At 41.0% G+C, this 21,547-nt stretch carries 18 protein-coding genes and 2 pseudogenes; 10 read left to right on the top strand and 10 right to left on the bottom strand.

Annotated elements, in window-relative coordinates; translation table 11 throughout:
* Positions 1 to 96: 96 nt before the first annotated feature.
* Positions 97 to 516, top strand: a pseudogene (locus V7K44_RS05555) (sensor histidine kinase); the annotation flags it as partial.
* A gap of 12 nt (positions 517 to 528) precedes the next feature.
* On the opposite strand, the gene obgE reads toward V7K44_RS05555, so the two are convergent.
* A complete protein-coding gene (obgE, locus tag V7K44_RS05550) occupies positions 529 to 1,557 on the bottom strand; it encodes a GTPase ObgE (RefSeq protein WP_334929426.1) in 1,029 nt (342 codons plus the stop codon).
* Positions 1,558 to 1,764: 207 nt separating this feature from the next.
* Between obgE and aroA the strand changes: the two genes are divergently transcribed.
* The gene (gene aroA, locus V7K44_RS05545) at positions 1,765 to 3,045 is read left to right on the top strand and encodes a 3-phosphoshikimate 1-carboxyvinyltransferase (RefSeq protein WP_334929424.1); all 1,281 of its coding nucleotides are present in this window, start codon (positions 1,765 to 1,767) and stop codon (positions 3,043 to 3,045) included.
* An 18-nt stretch (positions 3,046 to 3,063) separates the two neighbouring features.
* Here aroA and V7K44_RS05540 read toward each other — a convergent pair whose 3' ends face one another.
* The 4 genes and pseudogenes from V7K44_RS05540 to V7K44_RS05525 form a co-directional block, all read right to left on the bottom strand.
* Positions 3,064 to 3,726 (bottom strand): class I SAM-dependent methyltransferase, encoded by a 663-nt coding sequence (locus tag V7K44_RS05540; RefSeq protein WP_334929422.1) that lies wholly within the window; start codon positions 3,724 to 3,726, stop codon positions 3,064 to 3,066.
* Positions 3,727 to 4,226: 500 nt separating this feature from the next.
* Positions 4,227 to 6,593 (bottom strand): AAA family ATPase, encoded by a 2,367-nt coding sequence (locus tag V7K44_RS05535; RefSeq protein WP_334929420.1) that lies wholly within the window; start codon positions 6,591 to 6,593, stop codon positions 4,227 to 4,229.
* A 12-nt stretch (positions 6,594 to 6,605) separates the two neighbouring features.
* Positions 6,606 to 7,040 carry a hypothetical protein gene (locus tag V7K44_RS05530; protein WP_334838638.1) on the bottom strand — a complete coding sequence of 145 codons (435 nt, stop codon included), beginning with the start codon at positions 7,038 to 7,040 and terminating at the stop codon, positions 6,606 to 6,608.
* Positions 7,041 to 7,396: 356 nt separating this feature from the next.
* A pseudogene (locus V7K44_RS05525) lies at positions 7,397 to 7,669 on the bottom strand (IS4 family transposase); the annotation flags it as partial.
* 149 nt (positions 7,670 to 7,818) lie between these two features.
* On the opposite strand from V7K44_RS05525, the gene V7K44_RS05520 reads away from it, so the two are divergent.
* The gene (locus V7K44_RS05520) at positions 7,819 to 8,253 is read left to right on the top strand and encodes a CoA-binding protein (RefSeq protein ID WP_334929418.1); all 435 of its coding nucleotides are present in this window, start codon (positions 7,819 to 7,821) and stop codon (positions 8,251 to 8,253) included.
* Between the two features lie 205 nt (positions 8,254 to 8,458).
* The gene (locus V7K44_RS05515; protein ID WP_334929416.1) at positions 8,459 to 9,397 is read left to right on the top strand and encodes a phosphoribulokinase; all 939 of its coding nucleotides are present in this window, start codon (positions 8,459 to 8,461) and stop codon (positions 9,395 to 9,397) included.
* Positions 9,398 to 9,564: 167 nt separating this feature from the next.
* On the opposite strand, the gene V7K44_RS05510 is transcribed toward V7K44_RS05515, so the two are convergent.
* Complete coding sequence (locus V7K44_RS05510) at positions 9,565 to 10,140, bottom strand: hypothetical protein (RefSeq protein WP_334929414.1); 576 nt, start codon at positions 10,138 to 10,140, stop codon at positions 9,565 to 9,567.
* Positions 10,141 to 10,355: 215 nt separating this feature from the next.
* On the opposite strand from V7K44_RS05510, the gene V7K44_RS05505 reads away from it, so the two are divergent.
* Together V7K44_RS05505 and V7K44_RS05500 are read left to right on the top strand one after the other, a co-directional pair.
* Positions 10,356 to 10,658 (top strand): type II toxin-antitoxin system HigB family toxin, encoded by a 303-nt coding sequence (locus V7K44_RS05505; RefSeq protein WP_334929412.1) that lies wholly within the window; start codon positions 10,356 to 10,358, stop codon positions 10,656 to 10,658.
* Positions 10,639 to 11,055 (top strand): helix-turn-helix domain-containing protein, encoded by a 417-nt coding sequence (locus V7K44_RS05500; RefSeq protein ID WP_334929410.1) that lies wholly within the window; start codon positions 10,639 to 10,641, stop codon positions 11,053 to 11,055. Before V7K44_RS05505 ends, V7K44_RS05500 begins: the two co-directional genes overlap by 20 nt.
* A gap of 210 nt (positions 11,056 to 11,265) precedes the next feature.
* On the opposite strand, the gene V7K44_RS05495 is transcribed toward V7K44_RS05500, so the two are convergent.
* Complete coding sequence (locus tag V7K44_RS05495) at positions 11,266 to 11,679, bottom strand: hypothetical protein (RefSeq protein WP_334929408.1); 414 nt, start codon at positions 11,677 to 11,679, stop codon at positions 11,266 to 11,268.
* Between the two features lie 347 nt (positions 11,680 to 12,026).
* On the opposite strand from V7K44_RS05495, the gene radC reads away from it, so the two are divergent.
* Positions 12,027 to 12,758 (top strand): RadC family protein, encoded by a 732-nt coding sequence (gene radC / locus V7K44_RS05490; RefSeq protein WP_334929406.1) that lies wholly within the window; start codon positions 12,027 to 12,029, stop codon positions 12,756 to 12,758.
* Positions 12,759 to 12,938: 180 nt separating this feature from the next.
* On the opposite strand, the gene V7K44_RS05485 is transcribed toward radC, so the two are convergent.
* The 3 genes from V7K44_RS05485 to V7K44_RS05475 form a co-directional block, all read right to left on the bottom strand.
* Positions 12,939 to 13,730 carry an SDR family NAD(P)-dependent oxidoreductase gene (locus V7K44_RS05485; RefSeq protein ID WP_334929404.1) on the bottom strand — a complete coding sequence of 264 codons (792 nt, stop codon included), beginning with the start codon at positions 13,728 to 13,730 and terminating at the stop codon, positions 12,939 to 12,941.
* Between the two features lie 109 nt (positions 13,731 to 13,839).
* Positions 13,840 to 15,312: a lipase family alpha/beta hydrolase gene (locus V7K44_RS05480; RefSeq protein WP_334929402.1), complete on the bottom strand. Its 1,473-nt coding sequence runs from the start codon at positions 15,310 to 15,312 to the stop codon at positions 13,840 to 13,842.
* Between the two features lie 159 nt (positions 15,313 to 15,471).
* A complete protein-coding gene (locus V7K44_RS05475) occupies positions 15,472 to 17,481 on the bottom strand; it encodes a hypothetical protein (RefSeq protein WP_334929400.1) in 2,010 nt (669 codons plus the stop codon).
* Positions 17,482 to 18,160: 679 nt separating this feature from the next.
* Between V7K44_RS05475 and V7K44_RS05470 the strand changes: the two genes are divergently transcribed.
* The 3 genes from V7K44_RS05470 to V7K44_RS05460 all read left to right on the top strand — a co-directional run bounded on the left by V7K44_RS05470 (position 18,161) and on the right by V7K44_RS05460 (position 21,511).
* The gene (locus tag V7K44_RS05470; RefSeq protein ID WP_334929398.1) at positions 18,161 to 19,555 is read left to right on the top strand and encodes an NADH:flavin oxidoreductase; all 1,395 of its coding nucleotides are present in this window, start codon (positions 18,161 to 18,163) and stop codon (positions 19,553 to 19,555) included.
* A gap of 66 nt (positions 19,556 to 19,621) precedes the next feature.
* Positions 19,622 to 21,088: a c-type cytochrome gene (locus V7K44_RS05465; RefSeq protein ID WP_334929396.1), complete on the top strand. Its 1,467-nt coding sequence runs from the start codon at positions 19,622 to 19,624 to the stop codon at positions 21,086 to 21,088.
* 12 nt (positions 21,089 to 21,100) lie between these two features.
* Positions 21,101 to 21,511, top strand: a complete 411-nt coding sequence (locus V7K44_RS05460; RefSeq protein WP_334929394.1) for a hypothetical protein — start codon at positions 21,101 to 21,103, stop codon at positions 21,509 to 21,511.
* Positions 21,512 to 21,547 lie beyond the last annotated feature (36 nt).

The following is a 21,547-nucleotide window of genomic DNA, read 5'->3' as shown; positions in this document are numbered from 1 at the left end:
TAATCCTGGCTGAAGCGTAATTATAGTTGCAGTTAATCCTGGTTTGTAAATGTCTTGATTGCAGGTTTGAGCGATTAGTATTGCAGGTCGTTACAACTACCGTTGGTTGAATGTTACGCTGGGCAGCTAAACCAAGTATTCATGAATATTTTGTCAAATGCGATCGATGCTTTGGAAGAGTCATTCATCATTTGTCCTATCCTTGGGGAAAATGCCCGAAGGATAGAGCAAAGAACTCCGCCGCACATTTGCATTCGCACCCAACTACAGCAGCCAAATCAGGTAACAATTAGGATTACCGACAATGGATTGGGAATACCAGAAGATGTTAAAAAACAATTATTTGACCCCTTCTTTACTACCAAACCCATCGGTCAAGGTACGGGGATGGGTCTTGCCATTAGCTACCAAATCATTACAGAAAAACATGGCGGTTCTTTAGAATGTCTTTCGCAGCCAGGACAAGGCGCTGAGTTTGTGATTAAGATTCCCCTGATTCAGCATCCGTCAACATAATTCGTCATTTCGTTAGCTAAATACCTCCACTTCTTCAGGAACCTTCATTTGGTCGAGAATTCCCCAAATTTCCTGTAACATCGGCTCTAACCCGGTGCGAGTAACCGCTGAAATCACAAAAACCGGGGCGTAGGAGAGATGATTAAGTTGGGTGGCTAATGCCTCCAAATCAACAGTTTCGCGATCGACTGCATCAATTTTATTCAGCGCTAAAATTTGCGGACGTTCTGCTAAACCCCGTCCATAAGCTTGTAATTCTTCCTTAATTGTGTTGTAGTCTCTAACCACATCATCACTAGTGGCATCAATCAAGTGAAGTAGTACCCGCGTGCGCTCGATATGGCGCAAGAAATCATGTCCCAGCCCTGCCCCGTGCGCTGCTCCCTCAATAAGTCCGGGAATGTCGGCGAAAACAGTACCATCGCCAGTGGGTTTCCGCACTACACCCAAATTTGGGATGAGGGTAGTGAAGGGGTAGTCTGCGATTTTTGGACGTGCAGCCGATAAAGATGAAATTAAAGTGGATTTACCAGCATTTGGTAAGCCAATAATCCCCACTTCTGCCAAAAGTTTTAACTCCAGGCGCAGCTGCTTTATTTCCCCTGGTAATCCTGGGAGGGCATATTCTGGGGCGCGGTTACGGTTGCTCAAGAAATGCTGATTTCCCAGTCCGCCTTTACCACCTTGGGCAATCAGCAAAGTCTGCTTAGGCTCAATTAAATCTCCCAGCAGTTCGCCAGTTTCAGCATCATAAATGGTTGTACCGCAGGGAACTTCGATAATTAAATCCTTTCCTCCTGCTCCAGTGCAGTTACTTGGCCCGCCACGAGTCCCTTTTTCTGCCTGAAAGCGATGGTTATATCTGAAGTCCAACAAAGTTTGTAGGTTTTCATCGGCAACGAAAAATACAGAACCACCTCGTCCTCCATTACCACCAGAAGGGCCACCAGTCGGCACGTATTTCTCTCGCCGGAAAGCGACAATACCATCGCCGCCTTTACCAGCTTCAACTTCAATTTTTGCTTGATCGATAAATTGCATTTTTCTAGAGTCCTGTTAGCGGATAGCTTGGGTTTAACCCGTGCTGAATTATGAGTTGCGAGTTATAGGGGAGTTATAAATTATAAGTTTTAAAATCTTATTCCTCACTATTTACTTGTAACTCACACTTCCTCTTCCCCTGCCCCTTTTGCTCAAGATATGGGAATATTATAAAGTTGTAGCTAACCGCCTACGTAGAGGTTTAAAGTGGATACCATTGCAATTCCTGCTCTAAATCGGCCAGTGGATGCCACGGTAGAAATTCCTGGTTCTAAAAGTCTTACTAATCGGGCGTTGCTTGTCGCTGCTTTGGCGCAAGGTGACTCCATTTTAGAAAATGCCTTATTTAGCGAAGACAGCGAGTATTTTGCTAAATGTTTAGAGCAATTGAGTATTCCCATAACTCTGAATCCTAATCTGGCTCAGATTCAGGTTGCAGGAAAGGGAGGCGACATCCCAGCGAAACAGGCAGATTTATTTGTAGGTTTATCAGGTACTACAGCACGGTTTATCTCGGCGCTGGTGGCATTAGGGAACGGTGAATATCGCCTAGATGGCGTTCCTCGGATGCGAGAACGACCGATGGGTGATATGCTGACGGTGTTACAAACGGGTGGAGCAACCGTTAACTTTGAGGGCAACTCTGGATTTATGCCCTACACCCTCTATAGCCAGGGATTCGCTGGCGGAAACTTTCAGTTGAAAGCCAACCAAACAAGTCAGCAACTTTCGGCGTTGTTGATGATTGCGCCTTATGCTCAACAAGATACGATTTTTGAGGTTGAGGGTACACTGGTTTCTCAGTCTTACATCAAAATGACTTGTAGCTTAATGGCAGATTTTGGCGTGGAGGTGATTCAGATTGGCGATAATCAATTTCAGATTAAAGCGGGACAACGTTACCAAGCTCGACATTACACAGTCGAACCCGATGCGTCAAATGCTTCTTACTTTTTTGCCGCCGCCGCTGTCACGGGTGGACGGGTGCGCGTCAAACATTTGACTAAACAATCCTGTCAGGGTGATATTCTCTGGCTGAATGTTTTAGAACAGATGGGTTGCGAAATTAAGGATGGAGATGATTACACCGAAGTGACGGGGCCGAAGCAATTGCAAGGCATCGACATTGATATGAATGATATATCGGATCTAGTGCAAACATTAGGAGCGATCGCACCCTTTGCCAGTTCACCGATTACCATTCGGAACGTGGAACATATTCGCTATAAGGAAACTGACCGAATTAAAGCTGTTGTCACAGAGTTGCGTCGGTTAGGAGTTAAGGTTGAAGAATTTGCAGATAGCCTGAAAATAGAGCCTAGTCCTATTACCCCGGCGGCAATTGAAACCTATCACGATCATCGAATGGCTATGGCTTTTGCTGTCACTGGCTTGAAGGTTCCAGGAATTGTAATTAAAGATCCTGGTTGTACAGCGAAGACTTTTCCAGATTACTTTACCCGATTCTTCCAAATGTTAGAGCAATAAGAGCTATTTTCGCTCAACTTACTTTTTCAGTGCCAGAGTTAAGCCATCTGCGATCGCTACTACACTAAGACTAACTCGGTGGTCTTGATGCAGTTTTTGATTAAAAGCACGAATTCTTTTCGTTCTATTATCTTGCACCTGGGGATCGGCAACCCTACCTGACCACAGAACATTATCGATCGCAATCAATCCCCCCGGACGCACTAATTGCAGCGATCGCTCATAATAGCCATCATAGTTGCTCTTATCTGCATCAATGAAGGCGAAATCAAAAGTTTCTGCTTCTTTGGTTGCGAGTAGCCAATCCAAAGTCTGCAAAGCTGGGGCAATGTGCAGTTGAATTTTATCTGCCACACCTGCTTGTTGCCAATAGTGCCGAGCGATCGTTGTAAATTCCTCACTAATATCACAGGCTACCACCTTACCGTCACTAGGTAACGCTAATGCCACCACCAGGGAACTATAACCTGTAAATACCCCAATTTCTAAAGTTTTCTTAGCTCCCAGCAATTGCACTAGCAACGCTAAAAACTGCCCTTGTTCGGGAGCAATCTGCATTCTCCCGATTGGATATTGGGCTGTTTCTTGCCTCAGTTGGGTTAAAATTTCTGGTTCTCGGAGAGAGACTGACAGTAAATAGTCATAGAGGTTTTGTTCGAGTCCTAATGTTTTAGTTGTCATGGGCATTGGGCATGGAGAATAGTCCTGTTTTGTCACTCTCGGAAAACAATAATCGAGGCAAGATTTTGAAACTTTGATTGAGTCAAGCTTTCAGCCTTTATTTTCTAACAGTAACTGACATTTACAGCTAAAATCGGGAAATTAAAGCTCCGAAAGGCTTTCAGCGATTGGGTTCTCCCAAAGTGACAAAAGAGGGATAGTGGACGAGTCTTTGATACTTGTGAATGAGTCTTTAATACTCGTGGATGAGTCTTTAATACTCGTGGATGAGTACTAAAGACTCATTCGTGAGAAGTTAAGATTTTATCTCATTTGTCAATAAGCAATAGTACTTAAAATATGGCTGAAAACTGGGGTTGGAAACGCAATTTTTAGGCAAGTGATCGCTTAATTTTGATACGCATCATTCATTTTTGCGTCAGAAGTTAAGTACAAGAGTTAACTTCATATCTCTACTACTTCTAAAAATTAAATATAATTACTAATTGACAAAAGTAAGATTATTTTGAATCACCTCTGGAACTCTCTAATCTTTTAACTTCTGCTTGAGCTTGCTTGATCCTTATTTGAACACCTTTAAGTACTTCTTGTTTTGCAACCATTAGTTGCCGTCTTTCCTCCACTAATATCTGTGCTATGGCACCTGTGTTATGTAACTGCTCCATCCTCTCGAAATCGCTTTGGGCAAAAGCTAGCTCTGCTTGAGCTTGGTTCAGTTCAGTATTTAACGTTTCCAGCTTATCTCTAGCAGCTTGCAGAGTATTTGAATTACTCTCTGAAGATATTTTGGGAGTGGTTGTTCTAGGACTGGGAGTGGTTCTAGGACTGGGAGTGATTGTAGGACTGGGAGTGATTGTAGGACTGGGAGTGATTGTAGGACTGGGAGTGATTGTAGGACTGGGAGTGATTGTAGGACTGGGAGTAACAGATACTGATGGTTCTCCAGTCGAAAGAGAATTGGATGAAGGTGCGGTTGGAAATGGGGAGTTGGTTGGACTTGGTGAACTTACTTTTGGTAGTTCAGAGCGAGGGGTACGAATAGACTCAGTGCCCCTAGAAATATCTATTTCTGGTGTAATAACAGTAACAGGTATTAAGGGGCTGGGGGATTTGCTTGAGGTAAAAAGAGTAGACAATACTAATGGAATTCCAAGCACGTGGAGTCCCCCAGAAACAGCCAGGTATTTGCCGTAGTAGAGTAACCCTTGAATCAATTCAGGAAGTGGAGGAGTTGATGTCGTTAGGACAGAAATAGTTGGAGAAACTACAGGCGAAACAAACTGCAAATTCTGGTAAGTGACGGTAGTTCCCATCTTATCTCCCAATGATTTCCGTAAATTGAGAGCCTTTATTAGCAACTCACGAGCTAATTTCATGTCTTCCTGACAAAGAGCGTAAGTACCAAGTTGGTGCAATGCCCAAGCCTCCGCAGCCTTATCACCCTTAGCTCGTGCTGCTTGTAATGCATACTCTAATACCTGAACCCACATTCCCCATCGGTGACTAAAGGCAAATACACCCTCTACGATTCGGCACAAGTGCAGAGCATCTGTCCAGCGACCAGCTGCAACTGTATAACTCAAAATCTGCAATATAATGTTAGCTTCATCCAATATGTGATTGGGAACCAACCTATGCTGTTCAATCCAAGATGTGAAGTAGAATAAAGCACGCTCCCGTAAAGGAGTTAAGTTTTGCACTTGCTGCAACGTTTCACCTACAGTTTTGGTCACTTTATAACGGGAGCCCTCAGTCTGAACTAAATTGCGCCTAAATAAAGTATCTAAGATAGTCGGTGTGTAGTTCAGACCTGTTAAAGCTGCTACTTGTTCAGGAAGAAGCCACATTCCCAAAGCAGTCAGCGTTTCTAAAATCAAAAATTGGGGTTGTGATAACGATTTTAAAATTTCCCAATCTAATGCCTTGGTGGGAGAAGCAGACTGTATTTGGAGGGATATTTCTGCTAATGAAATATCTTTTTCGCACACTTGCGCTACTGCTTTGAGAATTTCCTGGGGATGACCATTCAAAATTTTGCAAATGCTTTCAGCAGCAGAATGTTCCTCTGAGGTCAACGCTCGTCCCAGTTCCCTTTCAATTAATGTAAGTGCATGATTCAAAGGAAGCCCACGCAATATAATTGAGCAACCTTCGCCCCAGAAATAACGTTCTGACGAAGCCATTATAAAGATGAAGTTGGGTAACTCGTTTGTCAACTTTGTTACTTCTCGACGTGGTAAATTCACATTATCTAGCAATACAACAGCCTGTGCATCTTTTAATGTCTCTCGAATCTTATTAGAACTGAAAATACGCTTAATTTCTTCTGGTTCACTATCACTCTCACAGAAAAAGTCACAAAAATCCTGAAGTATGTCTTCTACAGACTTGTTTCGGACACAAAGGTATAAAATTTTTTCTGGTACCCAAGAGTGAATTTGGAGGTGATGAGCCAAATAACGTAAGAGAGTTGTCTTTCCCACTTCCTCCTCACCGTAAAATTCTATCAACCGCTCGGTTGCTTGTAACGCATCAAGCACGTGCTTTACCTCGTCCTGTCGGTCTAGTAGTGAGCGAGTAAGGGCTGGTGGAAGTACTTTGAGAGGTGTCGAAGTAAGACGCAGCAAAGTAGAATTATTGAGTGAATTATTTTTCAGAACAAACCCTTTAGAACTATCACTGTTATCAAGTACTAATTTCCTATGTGTATTAATTATTATTATTCGCTGGGGATTAATCGCCTGAAACTGGATATTATCATTCCCTTGAATGCCCTGAATACCTCCTCCCAGCGTAGAGCTTTCGGTACTCTGCTGAAGGTTTTGATTGAGAGGAGAATTGTTCTCAGAAGGCTGTTGCTGATTCATCGGCTCGTTTTACTAAAACCCAAAGAAACTTTTAGCGACACCCAGCCAACACGGTAGTTCTTTCAAAACTGGTTTGACATTTTCCCACAGACTCTTAGTTGATGCCACAGTTTCGCTTGTGGTTTTCAGCGTTGCAGCTACACGTTTGAGATTATCGGCTGCAAACTGTTTATCAGGTTCTGTTGCTTGAGCTTCTTCCTTAGCGGCTCCCAGATACCTGAGTGACTTTTCTTTGTCTGCTTGAGGTAGTTCTGGGGTTGACTCAACCAATTGTTCAATCTGCGCTAGCATCCGAACAACATCTTCTTTGGTTAGCTGTTTTTCATCGGATACAGTTACACTAGTCTCCATACTTTGCTGGTTTTGGTCGCCTTGTGCAGCTTGCATCCCGCCATGCATTGTACCACCACTCATATTTTGAGAAATTCCACTTGGATTGTTAGTCATAAAACCTACCTGTTCAACATTTGAATAAAAGCTGGGGCGCTCTAGCGCCGTATTTACCATAGTTTCTAAACTACGAATTCTGTTATCTTTTTCTGCTAATAGTAACTTTTTTTACAACATATTTTCCAGTTATTCTATAAAATTAGTATAATTTCGGTCTACTGACTGTGAGTAAAAGTATGATTTTTTTCATGTTCTTCTAAGGCACTCTGGGGTTAGAGTACCCAATTAGCAGATTAAAATTTTATCTCTTGTTCACCTACGGCATTGGCTAGATTAGCGCCTCACCCAATTACAAATGTTTCATAGAGCACTCGTGAGAGGTTAGAGCGATAACACATTTGTCAAGAGGGTGCAGGAAAAAGGGATAAATCCAGTTTAGAGACAGGCTTTCGCAGGGCTTTGGCGACTCCTAAATCTTGGTTCTCTTTTGCAGCGAAGTACTTAATAGGGTCATCCGCTTTACCTTTGTCATAAGCAACGCTGAAATGGTACAAACCACGAAAAATCATCTCCAAAGAAATGCGGTCAAAAGGTAAAGATAATTCGTCTGCAACTGCATCGCCTAAATCAACTAAGACAGCATAAAATAACCAAGTAGCCCATACCTGTAATTTGGTCTTTGATACTCGTGAATAAGTCTTTGATACTCGTGAATGAGTCTTTTATACTCGTGGATGATTTTTTAAAAGTCAAAATTATATTTAAATGCAACTCAGATTTGATAGCAAAGCGATGTCTACGACGGGCTGCGCCTACGCTCAGGATATATTAGACCATGCTAAACCTTAAAGAAGATGATAACGCCCTGCGTGAGGTGTTGACTCAAGCCAAAACCATCGCTGTTGTGGGTCACTCTGATAAACGCGCTCGCACCAGTTATCAAATCGCCCAATTCTTGCGACAGACAGGCTATACAGTTTATGCCGTTAACCCCCTAATTAAAGAAATTGACGGTCAACCCAGTTATGCTGCACTCCAGGAATTACCCGAACCCGTCGATATTGTTAACGTGTTTCGCCGTAGTGAACACTTGCCACAAATTATAGATGAAGCAATTTCTATCAACGCGAAAACTGTATGGACACAACTGGGTATCTGGCATCAACCATCAGCACAAAAAGCTATAGATGCAGGACTAAATATGGTTATGGATGCTTGTATCAAAATTGAATATCTGCGCTTGAAAGTAGGTTCAGCAGGGGATGTCTAGTTTTGCATCCATGATTATAACAATCATATAAATTGTAATTATTATGCAAAAAGCGATGTCTACGACGGGCTGCACGCACAAACATTTTATGTGTAGAGATATTGCATACAAAGCCTTTGATTGAGTTACTTGCTTAAACCCTTCTAGAATAAAAACTATTGTGGGTATTTTATTACTAAACTTGTTTTTATTATCGGAGGTTATGATGAGCCGTCCAATAATTCTTGGTATTGTCGGGGACAGCGCGGCTGGTAAAACAACGCTAACGCGGGGAATCGCTCAGGCACTCGGCCCAGAAGATGTCACAATCATCTGTACAGATGATTACCACCGTTACGATCGCCAACAACGTGCAGAAATTGGCATCACTGCCCTCCACCCCGACTGTAACCACTTAGATATTATGCAGCAACATCTGTCGCTGCTACGCACAGGACAACCAATTCTCAAGCCAGTTTATAGCCACAAAACAGGCACATTCGAGGCACCGGATTATATTAAGCCCAGTAAATTCGTGATTATCGAAGGATTACTCGGTTATTCTACTCGCGCCGCCCGTGACTCTTATGATGTTAAAGTCTACCTTGCGCCTCCTGAAGAGTTACGTGCTAAGTGGAAAGTCAAACGAGATACGCAAAAGCGGGGTTACACACCGGAACAAGTGCTAGCAGAACTAGAAAAGCGCGAACCAGACTCAGCCCAGTTTATTCGTCCGCAACGACAATGGTCTGATATCGTAATTAGTTTCTATCCACCCACTGATGAAGATGATGAAACCAATGGACACCTGAATGTCCGGCTGGTGCTGCGTCCAACAATTCCACATCCAGATTTCACCGCAATTACCAACTCTAGTTCCAGCAATTCTGACTCAGCCATCCGCCTGGGGCTAGACAGGGATATGTGTAAGCCTGTGGATGTCTTAGAAGTTGATGGTCATGCCACCTTAGAACAGGTGAATAAGCTAGAGCATATTATTTGTTCTGATATGCCCCATCTACGAAATATTTGCGATCGCGAAAGTAATCCAGAACTGGGTAAAATTGCTGGTACAACTGGAGAAACACTGCAAAGTTATCCTCTGGCTTTGACTCAGTTGATCATTACCTACCATATGTTGAAAGCAACGCAAAATTATCAGTAATTAGCGACAATGAAGGGGTTTAAATGGTTTGCGATCGCGTGTAGTATTGGACTGCTGAATTATGCGATCGCTTACTCATAGTTAACCAAGAATCGCAGTGTTGTGTGCTAATGATGCGATGCCTACAGCCGGAAACTACGCACTTTGCTTGCTCAAACCTTCAGATATTACTCATGATTCCGACTTGACGGGGGCTTGCAGCAATTCAATATCTCTAATTTTAAGAATGCCACTACTTTCAAATTGCACACTGATTTGAACTTTGGCAGCATCTGCTTCTTTTTAAAATGGGCACGCACTTCGTAAGGCCGAAAATCTTCCGTTGACGAAACTCCTGTAGACTGTGAAGTTGTTATCATTGCACCCCATTGTCCCGGTCTACGTAAACCTAAACTCACTTTAATTGGTTTTTCTGTATTCAACACTGTCGCGTAAAATTGACAAGCAAGAACACATTCTTCGACATCGGGTTCTGCAACTTCAAACAAGATGACATTTCGCAAAGGATCTGTACTAGTCAACAATGACTGAGTATTATCGTCATAGGCTTCTATTTGCCAGCCTTCTCCGACAATTGCAATGCCTCCTTTTGTCACCGTGGAATCGGCAGGTGTGAATCGACGAATCAGCACAAATGGCTCTGCGGGTTCGGGAACGCCGAAGCGTTTTTGCAGATCGTTACCGACTTCCTGAATTTTAGAGTCAATAAAACCTTTCAGATTGTTGAATAGATCATCGAACATAAGCGATCGCCTATGGCAGCAGGTACATAATTGCACTTATTAAACTTGGTAACAAGCATATTTTCACTGAAAGTCTACTGTCGTTAGGGGTAAAGTGAAAAACCTAATCATTAAACTCTTGACATCGACTTAGCAATTTGCTAAGTTTGAATAACTACGGTTTGACACTTCGAGGACAGTTATTATGAGCTTTATTTTGAAAAAATTCATTTATTATGCATATTATTTCCAATACAGCACTAAAACTTTTTTATCAAAAGTATCCCGACGCTGAATCTAGTTTACGTGGTTGGAACAAAGTTGCAAAATTAGCCAAGTGGCAAAATATACTTGAAGTTCGCCAAGCTTTTAACTCTGCCGATCCAGTAGGTGAGCTTACAGTTTTTAATATTCAAGGAAACAAGTATCGCCTTATTACCTATATTGACTATCAAAGTCAAAAAGTATTTATTCGCAACGTATTAACTCATACAGAGTACAATACAGACAAATGGAAAAATGACCCTTGGTTTAAATAAACGTCCTATTTACATTGAACTGCTGCAAGCATTTCCTCCTCGTCCTATCAAGACTGAGGATGAGTTATTTGCTACCCAAAAAGTTATTAATTCTTTGATAGATAGCGCTCCGTTAACATTGGATGAAAAAGATTATCTTAATATTTTAGGCACTCTAGTTTACGAGTTTGAACAAACGCAAGAGCCTGTGCCTGATATTTATGGAATAGATTTACTTCAGGTTTTGATAGAAGAAAATGGGCTACTCCAAAAAGATTTAGTACCCATTTTCAAAACAGAATCTATTATATCGGCCATATTGAAAAAGCAGCGTAAATTAACAACTAGACACATTGAAGAACTGGCGAAATTTTTTCATATTTCACCTGCTGCTTTCTTCCCAAATAGTCTTGAGTAACTTGTTATTGGTTGATTGTGGAAGTGCGATAGCCTACAGCGGGCGGGTACGCCATCGCACCTTTGAAAACTGGTAACAAGTTTTATTAATTTACTGGGAAAAAATTACTATCAAAACTTTATCTTGTCAGTGGAAAGATAATATCGCAGTTCAGAATACCCGGAAAGTGACAGAAGAGGGCTAAAGTCCTTACTAAAAATCTTTAATTATTTACGCCGCTCTGCTTATATACAATTTTTCTAACATCTTCTTATCTTTTAAATTTTCTAATGATGAAGTCAGTCTTCCACAAAAATTTTCTATATCAGTTGCTTTATCCCAAGCTTTGATTATTAAAATGTTTTGATGTATATACAAAAAGTTTTCTATTGTATAATCAATGGCATTTTCATCTTTAGGTACTAGTCTGTTTACAAGTTCAGCTAGGGTAAATTGCATGTAATCTTGATAATGTTCTTTGTTTTTAGCTAGGGAATTTTCTCCATTTTCATCTTTACAATTTAATTCTGTGCATATTGTTATTTCATGTTTTAGTTTGTTTATCAATGAATTTAAAGGAGATAAGATTGTATCTAAATCTTCTTTTGACAGATTGTCCAATTGTTGGTTTAACATTTCAGACATATTTTTGTTAAAATTTGTACACTAAATTTAGTATCTTCCGAATAATTGCTTGCGTCAACGGTAAAAAAGATAACTAATCAAGGACGGATTAAAAAATTTTCTAAAACCTAGCTTAGATGATAAATTTTGGGACAAACGTTGCTGGAATGTAGGCAATCCGAGCTTGATCGCAGATTGGCAGCCAGTGGCTAGGGAGAATAGGGTTTATGATTCCAATAAGAGCAAGACATATAAAAATAGAGAAAATTTTCTAAAATTAAAGATTTTCTCAAATAAAGATGATTTTGAGAGCAAACAAGGGATAACTAAGGATAGTTCTATGTGTGGTGCTATTTTCTTAGTTTAATATGACCTATTGCCTCAGAATTGCCGACCTACCTACAAATGAGCCTCCGCGTGAGCGATTAATGACGCATGGTGCCAAAATTTTAGCCACAGCCGAATTAATCGCAATTCTTCTAGGCACTGGTCAAGGGCCAGGAAAACTATCTGCTGTGGGCTTAGGACAATATATCTTGAGCGAACTAGGCAAACATCAACGCGATCCTTTGGTAGTTCTGCGAGAAGTTAGCCCTGCTGAGTTGATGCAAATTTCTGGTGTTGGCCCGGCGAAGGCGACAAGCATTTTAGCAGCAATTGAATTGGGTAAACGCGCCTTTCAATCTCGTCCTAATGATGGCACATTAATTGATAGCCCACTTGCTGCTGCTGCTACCCTCAGTCAAGATTTGATGTGGCAAATACAAGAACGTTTTGCAGTGGTGCTATTAGATGTCAAGAATCGTTTATTGGGTACACAAGTAATTACCATTGGCACGGCAACCGAAACCCTAGCCTCTCCCCGTGATATTTTTCGAGAAGTTATCCGTCAAGGCGCAACGCGGGTAATAGTTGCGCACAATCATCCTTCTGGAAACCTTGAACCCAGCCAGGAAGATATAGAATTGACGCGCCAATTGTTAGCAGGAGCGCAGCTTTTGGGCATTCCAGTACTAGATCATCTGATTTTGGGTAATGGCAATCATCAGAGTTTACGGGAAATAACAACCTTGTGGGACGAACATCCGCAAGGGGATTAAAATAATTCGTAATTCGTAATTCGTAATTCGTAATGCGTAATTAAAAATTGTTTCAGACTCTTATAGCTTTTCCTAATCAAATGAGATGTATCATAGCCCCCTCCTCGCTTGCGGGGAGGGGGTTGGGGGGTGGGGTTCTTGAAGCCTAGTTAAGTAATCAAGCAGACATGATATTACAACTTATTTGCTTTCCTGCATATTTCTGACTAGTTTTGTTACCAGCTTTCTGGGAGTAAATCTTACAGATTCAGCGAGTAGCTTATTTTTAATTCCAGGAACGACAACAGTTTTGTTTTCAAATAGACCACGATAGCCGATTTCGGCTACTGTTTCCGCAGTCATAATTTTTTGACCGCTTACCAACTTTGAGTCTTCCATTGCGGCTCTTTGTTGAAAACCAGATTCTGTAGGCCCTGGACAAAGCGCCGTCACAGAAACACCTGTACCTTCTAATTCATTAGCGATCGCTTCTGAAAACGATAAGACATAAGCTTTACTAGCGTAGTATACTGCCATCAGCGGCCCTGGTTGAAAAGCAGCTGTGGAAGCCAGGTTTAATATTTTTCCAGACCCCCGTTTAACCATACCTTTGAGAAATAACTTGGTTAAATGTGTCAAGCATAAAACATTAACCTGTAGCAATTGCATTTCAGCATTCAGGTCAATTTCGTTAAATAATCCGTAGGTAGCAAACCCGGCATTGTTCACCAGCACATCAATATTAATCGATGCTTGTTCTAGCTCCGTGAAAATTTCTTCTGGGGCTGATGGGTTAGATAAATCCTTGGAAATAACTTTGACATCAATGCCAAATTTATTTTTAAATTCATCGGCGATTTTATTCAGCTTTTCCAGACTTCTAGCTACTAACACAAGATTGTAACCATCCTGAGCAAATAATTTCACGAATTCATAACCGATACCGCCAGATGCACCAGTAATAAGAGCCGTTTGTTTGCGATTATTCTGCATAATTTTCCTCTTTTAAAAACTTGAAAACAAATTAGTCATTAGTCATTAGTCATTAGTCATTAATTCTTCTCCCCTTGCCTTCCCTGCTCCCCCTGCCCCCCTGCTTCCTTTATTTCCATTGGGAAATTTCCAAACGCACTGCTGCATTTGTTCCTAAGACTTTTTGACCGCGTTCAGGTAAAGAAACATACGCAACATATATATCTGGACTAGATTCTGAAGTCGGATTTAACTTTGTTACTGGCTCCTTTTCATCAGAATTCCAACTGTATTTAGCCTCATAAGTGCTATTTGATTTTGCAACATCAGTAATTAGATAGTCAGACCACAGAGGTACTTGGTCGAGATGATGGTCATGTAACCAATTCGCCTCTTGTTTTGTAAAGGAATGCAGTGCTAAACGCAGGGCATATCTACAAGTATTATCATCATTGACTGAGTTTTTTGGGATTAAGAAAGCTGTAAATAGCGGAATAGGTTTATCTGTTCGGGTTAACTCTTGTGTAATTGGGCAATAATGAGCAATCGCTTGCTCATATATTGGAATAGGAAGACCACGCAAAGCCACCCTAGTTTCCAGTTGATAAAAATTCTTGTCCAGGTCTTCTAACTCGACATTGCTCAGAGAGAGTTTTATCTGGATATCACCAAATAAAAATCGTTGCAGGTTTTGATAACCTTCTTCGGAGTTCAATATGCCATAACGTCCACCATGAGAGCGATGAACATAAGCACGATGAGATCCAAGGATATAAGCTTTATCAATCTGAACTAGACCATCACTTTTCACCCCAACAAGATTGCGTGAAAGACCAAAACCTTCTTCATAATCATGGGCATTCGTGCCGATTAGAGAAAAAACGCGGCTTGGCGAAAATGCATTATCTATGCTTTGTAATTGTTGTAGCTGAAAGTTATCGGGTAACTCAGCCGTTGACTTAATATTAGGTGTTAAATACTGGTACATCCGCTGAGGGCCAAAGTCATCAGAATTATTCAATTGAAACCTGTCCCTGAGATTTTCAATTAAGCCATTCCCAACCTCAAAATAAATACCACCATGAGGTGTAGCGTAGGTAAAGAATTTGTCAATATGATCGACAGCTTGCTCGCCTTGTTCTGGATAAATCTTTTCAATCAAGCTGCGACAAACAAGACCTCCCATCGAGTGGGCAACAAGATAAATTTTGTCAGCGCCTGTTGTATCCTTGACATTCTGGATCAGTTTTCTTAAACCCTGAGCTATTTGCTCCATTTCTTGCCGAACGACACTTGATGAGCCAAAACTAGGTGTAGATATATCATAAAAGCGATAGATCCAAATAGTTTGATGAAGTCGATCGGACAATCTTTTAATCTGATTGCTCACATTCTGATTGTCAACAATCGGTTGATAACCATGATCGGTCATTAGCCGCAGCAATGGACTCTCGAAAAAAAACTTCTGGGGATTTTCCTTCTCATCTACTCGAATATGAGTTGAACCACTATTGAATCCATAAAAGGGATCGTTGACTGTTTGCTCAACGTCTTTTTCTGTACCTGCATATCCACGAACGAAGACGATTGGTAAATACTGCATATATATCCTTGCTATTTAATCAATATTTTTTCTCGTTCCCAGATTTAATCTGGGAACGAGTGCAGAATATCAAGACAAGTTGTCTTAGTACAAACATTTTATTAATTCGTAGCGAATTCTCTGCGTTTAAAACACTACGATTTTACACGGAAGCTGTACTTAGAAAGTTTTCACAAACTCAATTAGGGCTTTCTTGTCTTCATCTGGGAGATTTGAGCCAAAATAATGACCCTCATCTTCTACAAAGTCAGGAGATTTGTTGGCTCTTAAAAGTACACGTGCCAACTTACCCTTAATTCCACCCTCCGGTTTCAAATCTTGGAAAAGGCTGCTGAGATTGAGAGATGTAATCGCCTCTCTCATATTGATGCTTGCCAGCAAATTCACAGGTGTACCTTTAGGAACAGGAAGTTTAAATCTCGGATTCGGATCTCCTGGAGGAAGCTCTAATTTAGTATCTCGATTTGTCCTGCTGATAATTCCCTCACGCTTTTCAGGCCACAGCAGCTTTTCCATAGCATCCGTATAGGCTTTTACACGTCCTTTTACTGAAGGATCTTCGTTGTAAAGTCCTAGTGTGTTGTTGTGCAGAAGTGGTGCTGTTGCCCAAATACTAACTAGTGAAGGTGTACGGTAATATCCCAAACCGCCATCAGGTATCTTAAATTCGATGGGTTTTTTCTCATCAAAGGGGTTGTACAGCGTCAAAGTACCTGGTGAAGGCAGTTCTTTGAACGTCTTCGACGAGAACTGATCCCAAATATGTCCTTTACTGGCATTTGTTCCTAGCGATCGCGCCGCATTAGTCCCAATTAGGGTAACTGGGTAACGTTGGTCATCAGACAAGAAGTTGTGGTCGAGAAAATTACTACTGAGTACAGACTCTTCGTACCATTTTTGAGCCTGTTCGGGGTCAATAGCAATTTCAGCAGGTGGCTTTTTGCTGGAATGGCAACTAGCACAAGTGCTGGCAAAAACTAGCTTCCCACGTTTGAGAACTTCTTCATCTTTAGTCAAGAATTTTTCACCATCTGGTGCATCTTTCAGGTGCATCGGCTGGATGGTTTTCAAGAATGCTTCGGCATCAGCCATACGTGCTTCTGTCTGTCTCCAGCCTTCGCACTCCTTCCGCGCCTTTTCGATATCAAAAGGTTTTTGAGGAGTTCTGCCTAATAAAGGCTCATGGAGACTTGTCCAGTAATCGCCGCACATCCCAATGTTGACGTAGACGCGTAGTGAGGCATTTGCCACTCCTGTAGAGTCTGCACCATCCTTGAGAATATGATTAACATCCTTGGTTGAACCATCGTTCATCACCTCTGGATATTTGGGGCGATCGCCTAAATTAAAAATGGCATTGATCGCATTCGGATTATTGATATGATCGGTGGCAATCCGAGAAGTATCAGATGTACCGGGTTTTTGAGAATCAAGTACTTGCTTAACAAAACTATTATCCGCAACGCTGCTTCCAAATAATTTGTTTTCCTTGATGTACTGATTACCCAATGCTGGTACCAGGTTTTCCCATCTTGGATGTTCCTTGTCTTTGGGTGGATTGAGGGGATCTAATGCTACGTGACAGATGGCGCAGGACTGCCCGATCACGTAGGGAGGCTCAACTTGTGAGTTTTTGGCATATTCAACAGGGTTCCATTTAGCCGAGTCGAAGTTCGGGTTGGGGAACTTACGCAACCCAATCACGCCAGTTGAGAGCGGATCTTTACATTTATCTAGCAGCAATCCGTATTCATCCGGTGCTGTCGCCTTTTCACATCCAGGATCGTTAATTGCGCCATAACGTTGCAATCGCTCGTCATGCATACGCGAGTCAATCAGCTTTAACAAGTCAACACCGCCACGCGTTCGCTTCGCTAAATCGCGATAGTACTTAGAATTACCGCCAGTCCATAAGTACCAAGTGCAACGACCCCGTTTCTCGGCATCTGTCAAATTCTCCTTTGTGTACTCTGGGAGATAACCGATACCCTCGCAGTTATCAGGGTATTCAGATACACCCGTATCCAAATACTCGGTACTTATGGATGTAGGTATTTCACTATACTCATCAGCTAGAGCTGTAGGCGTTCCATAAAAGCCGCAGACTATAAACACAGTCACGAATAGGAGGAGCAGACAGCCCTTAAAAATTAGACTTGTCTTTTTCATAAAACTCTCTGGTTGTAACACCTAAACCTTTCCCACTGCACCTCATGTTTGCAGAGGTACACTAATGCTTCATCACTAATTTCCCATTTTCCAGATTTAGTCTTGGGATATTTTGATGATTTAGAATGTACCTTACTGAGGTTCGTTATATATGAAGTTACTACACAACTTTGTAAAACGTCATCAATAAACTTTTATACATTTCTAAATCATAAATTTAAAAATTTGTAAATTTACAATGGTCTTCAATAACCAATTTGCTATGGTTATATCGATTCTCTACGTACTTGGTTAAGGTTGTAACAAATTGTTAGCAGCTACTTTTAGCTACTTTTAAGGTTGCCTTAACCTTTTAAGAGAAATAAAAGACGGAAATCTTTCACTTTTTTTAAGAATTGCTCTGTAAATCCCGTAGCTTTACAAATTGCAAAAGTCTTTATATAACTGTAAAAACCAATAAGGATAAATATCCATGCTGAAACTGGTTAAGTAAATTTAAGTAACAAAAACTTAATACTTAGCGATCGCATCCGAAAACCTCCACTGTAGATTTGTAGACATAAAAAATTGCTCTCCTAGAGACACTAGAAATAATAGTGCTCTGGCGAGACTGTTAGTGCTACGAAGAATTTTGACGCCTAATTTTATTGCCGAAATAATATAAAAGACAGAGGAACACATGGAAAACGATATTATCTTTGAACCATTGAGATTCCGTAATCTCACAGTAAAAAACCGAATATTTCGCTCTAGTATTTCTGGCAGATGGGATAACTATGATGGTTCAGGTACTCAAGCCCGAATCAACTGGGAAGAAAAGTTTGCTCGTGGTGGTGTAGGGGCTATTATTACTTCCTTTGTCCCAGTCGCCATCCGGGGACGAATTATGCCCAATTACGCCACCATTAACTGCGATGAGCGCATTCCTTTTTGGCGAAAAGTAGGAGAAAGAGTCCACGAATATGACTGTAAATTTATTTTGCAATTAAGTCATTCGGGGCGACAGCAAGATATTGGTGGCGTAGAAAACTTAGGAAAAAAAGCGTTAAGTTCCACCAGCAAAACTGAGCCATTCCACGGTTTTTTGTGTCAAGCAATGACACTAGCAGAAATTAAAGAAACAATCCAATACTTTGCCGATGGTGCTAGACGTGCTCGTGAAGCAGGTTTGGATGGAGTGGAATTGCACAGTGCTAATGGATATCTTTTTAATCAATTTCTCAGTTCTGGAATTAACGACCGTCAAGATGAATACGGTGGTTCATTAGAGAATCGAGCGCGGTTTTTGTTAGATGTAATTAGAGCAATCCGCAAAGAAGTAGGCAACGACTTTCATCTGCAATTCAAAATTAGTGCCGTTGACTATAACAACGCCGTCACCTTTTGGGAAAAACCAGGTAATACCATAGAAGATTCTATCCAAGTTTGTAAATGGGCAGAAGAAGCTGGGGCTGATGCCGTCCATGTGTCAACTGGTAGCTTATTTCCTCACCCACTCAATCCCATTGGTGATTTCAATTTTGATGTCATTACTAAAACCTATGATGCCATGTTGTCAAGCGGTGTCGAAACCACACGCAACTACATTTTATTTCGCAAAGCATTTTTGCATCCACTTTTCAATTTTTTATGGAATCGTGTGAAAAAGCAATTGCCTCCTCAAGCATTTAGTGGTGATGATGTAAAAGACCCGAACATCAGACAGCTACTAATAGAGAACCAAGGCAGAAACTTACTAGATTCCAGAGAAATTAAAAAGCACGTTAATATTCCTGTATTATGTACAGGTGGTTTACAGCAAGCTTCTTATATTCGTCAGGCAATTAGTGAGCATTATTGTGATGGCGTGACAATGGCTCGTACCCTAATTGCTAATAATGACCTAGTTAAATCTTTTCAAGCAGGTAAAGACTTGGCAGATAAACCCTGTACCTATTGCAATAAATGTCTGCTGAATGTAATTGAAAATCCCTTGGGTTGTTACGAGCAGGATCGCTTCAATAGTTATGAAGAGATGATGGAAGAAGTAATGTCAGTCTTTCATGAAACTCAGTTTGCAAATTTATCTAGATAAAAAAGCGATGCGGATCGCATCGACAATTTCGCTTACAAATAATCTCGACAAAATGGGGAGTGTTTCATGACTGAACAAACAAACCCGACCCTACTTCCAACCTCAATCAAGGGAATATTCCAGCGGATTTGGGTTGTAATTGTAGGTATTGTAGCAGTAGCAGTATTTTTCCTTTGGCCTGTTTTATCTAACTCCCCAGTGGATTATGCTGATATTGAAAACCACTTTAAATATGGTTCAATCGGTAGCGAACCCGTCAATGGCATCCCTTACTGGATTTGGAAAGTTTTACCAGAATTATTCTCAGATAAATTACCTGGAAAAGGTTACACTTCTCTAGGATTTATCAAAGAACCTGAGAAAGATTTACCTATAGGTTTTTCGCAACGGCGAGTCTTTATCGATAGAGTTAGCTTGAATTGTGCTGTATGTCATACAGGAACGCTGCGAAATACCCCTAATAGCGAACATCAAGTCATCACGGCAATGCCTGCTAATGTAGTTAATTTGCAGGGATATATCAAATTCTTATCAGCAGTTGGCGTAGATGAGCGCTTTACTGCTAACCGAATGTTGCCAGAAATTGAAAAAATCAGTGGTGGTCTTAATCCCATTGAAAAATTACTTTATCGCTTCATTGCAATTCCTCAAACCAGAGATGCACTAATTAATCAGGCATCTCGACTTAAGTTTGTTGAAAAACAACCAGATTGGGGGCCAGGAAGAGTAGATACTTTTAATCCTTATAAAGCAATTCAATTCCATTTCCCAATGGATAAATTGCGTGAGGATGAATTGATTGGTACTTCTGATTTTCCCTCAGTTTGGAATCAAAAACCCCGTGAGGGATTGCAGTTACATTGGGATGGTAATAATACTTCCGTTGATGAACGAAATAAGAGTGCAGCTTTAGGTGCTGGAGTCACACCCACAACGATTGATTTGCCTCGAATTCAGAGAGTTGCCGATTGGCTTTGGGAACTACCACCACCAAAATATCCCTACGAAGTTAACGAAACTATAGCAGCGAAGGGAGAACAGCTTTTTCAAAATAATTGTGCTAGTTGTCACGCTTTTGGTGGTGCATATACAGGCAAAGTTGTGCCAATTCAAGAAATTGGTACAGACCCTCATCGTCTTGACTCATATACCTACAAAACGATGTCTAACCAAAATACTCTGTATACAGGCTATCCGTGGCGCTTTAAGAATTTCCGTAAGACTAATGGCTATGCAAATATGCCCCTTGATGGTGTTTGGTTACGTGGCCCTTATCTGCACAATGGCTCAGTCCCCAGCTTACGGGATTTACTAGAAACACCAAAAAATAGACCTAAAGAATTCTATCGTGGCTACGATGTGATTGACAGAGCAAAAGTTGGCTTTGTATCTGATGTCGGTGTAGAAAACGGTAAGCAATACTTTAAGTTCAATACCACAAAACCTGGGAATAGTAACAGTGGTCATTTATATGGAACCGATCTTCCTACAGAAGATAAAAATGCCCTAGTTGAGTACATGAAAAAACTTTAAAAGGAGAAAAAAATGAATAATTACGCTAAATGGTTTAGTCGCGTTACTTGGGTTGGTATTATTGTTAATATGCTTTTTGTCATTCCTTCTTGCTTCTTTCCAGAATTAATGCTGACGTTCCTTAAAATGCATATACCAGAGCCAATTATCTGGGTTCGTGCCACGGGAATGCTGTTATTTATTATTAGTACATTTTATGTTCCTGGGGCACTTGACCCGTACCGATATCAGGCAACTGCCTGGATATCAATATTTCCTTCAAGAGCTTTCGGATCAACATTTTTCATTTGTGCAGTACTTTTCTTTGGGCAAGATAAAGGATTTTTATCCATTGCCTTTGTAGACCTGTTTTTTGGATTAGCGGAACTAATTCTTCTGACCTTAGCAATGCGTAGCAAAATGCAATCGCTGCAATTCCAGTGAAGCAATTATCCTAATTTTATCCCTAGTTTAGTGTAG

It is taken from the genome of Nostoc sp. (genome assembly GCF_036917235.1).
Lineage (GTDB): Bacteria > Cyanobacteriota > Cyanobacteriia > Cyanobacteriales > Nostocaceae > Nostoc.
Note: the sequence above shows the minus strand (reverse complement) of the source record. Positions and strands in the feature narration are given on the sequence as shown.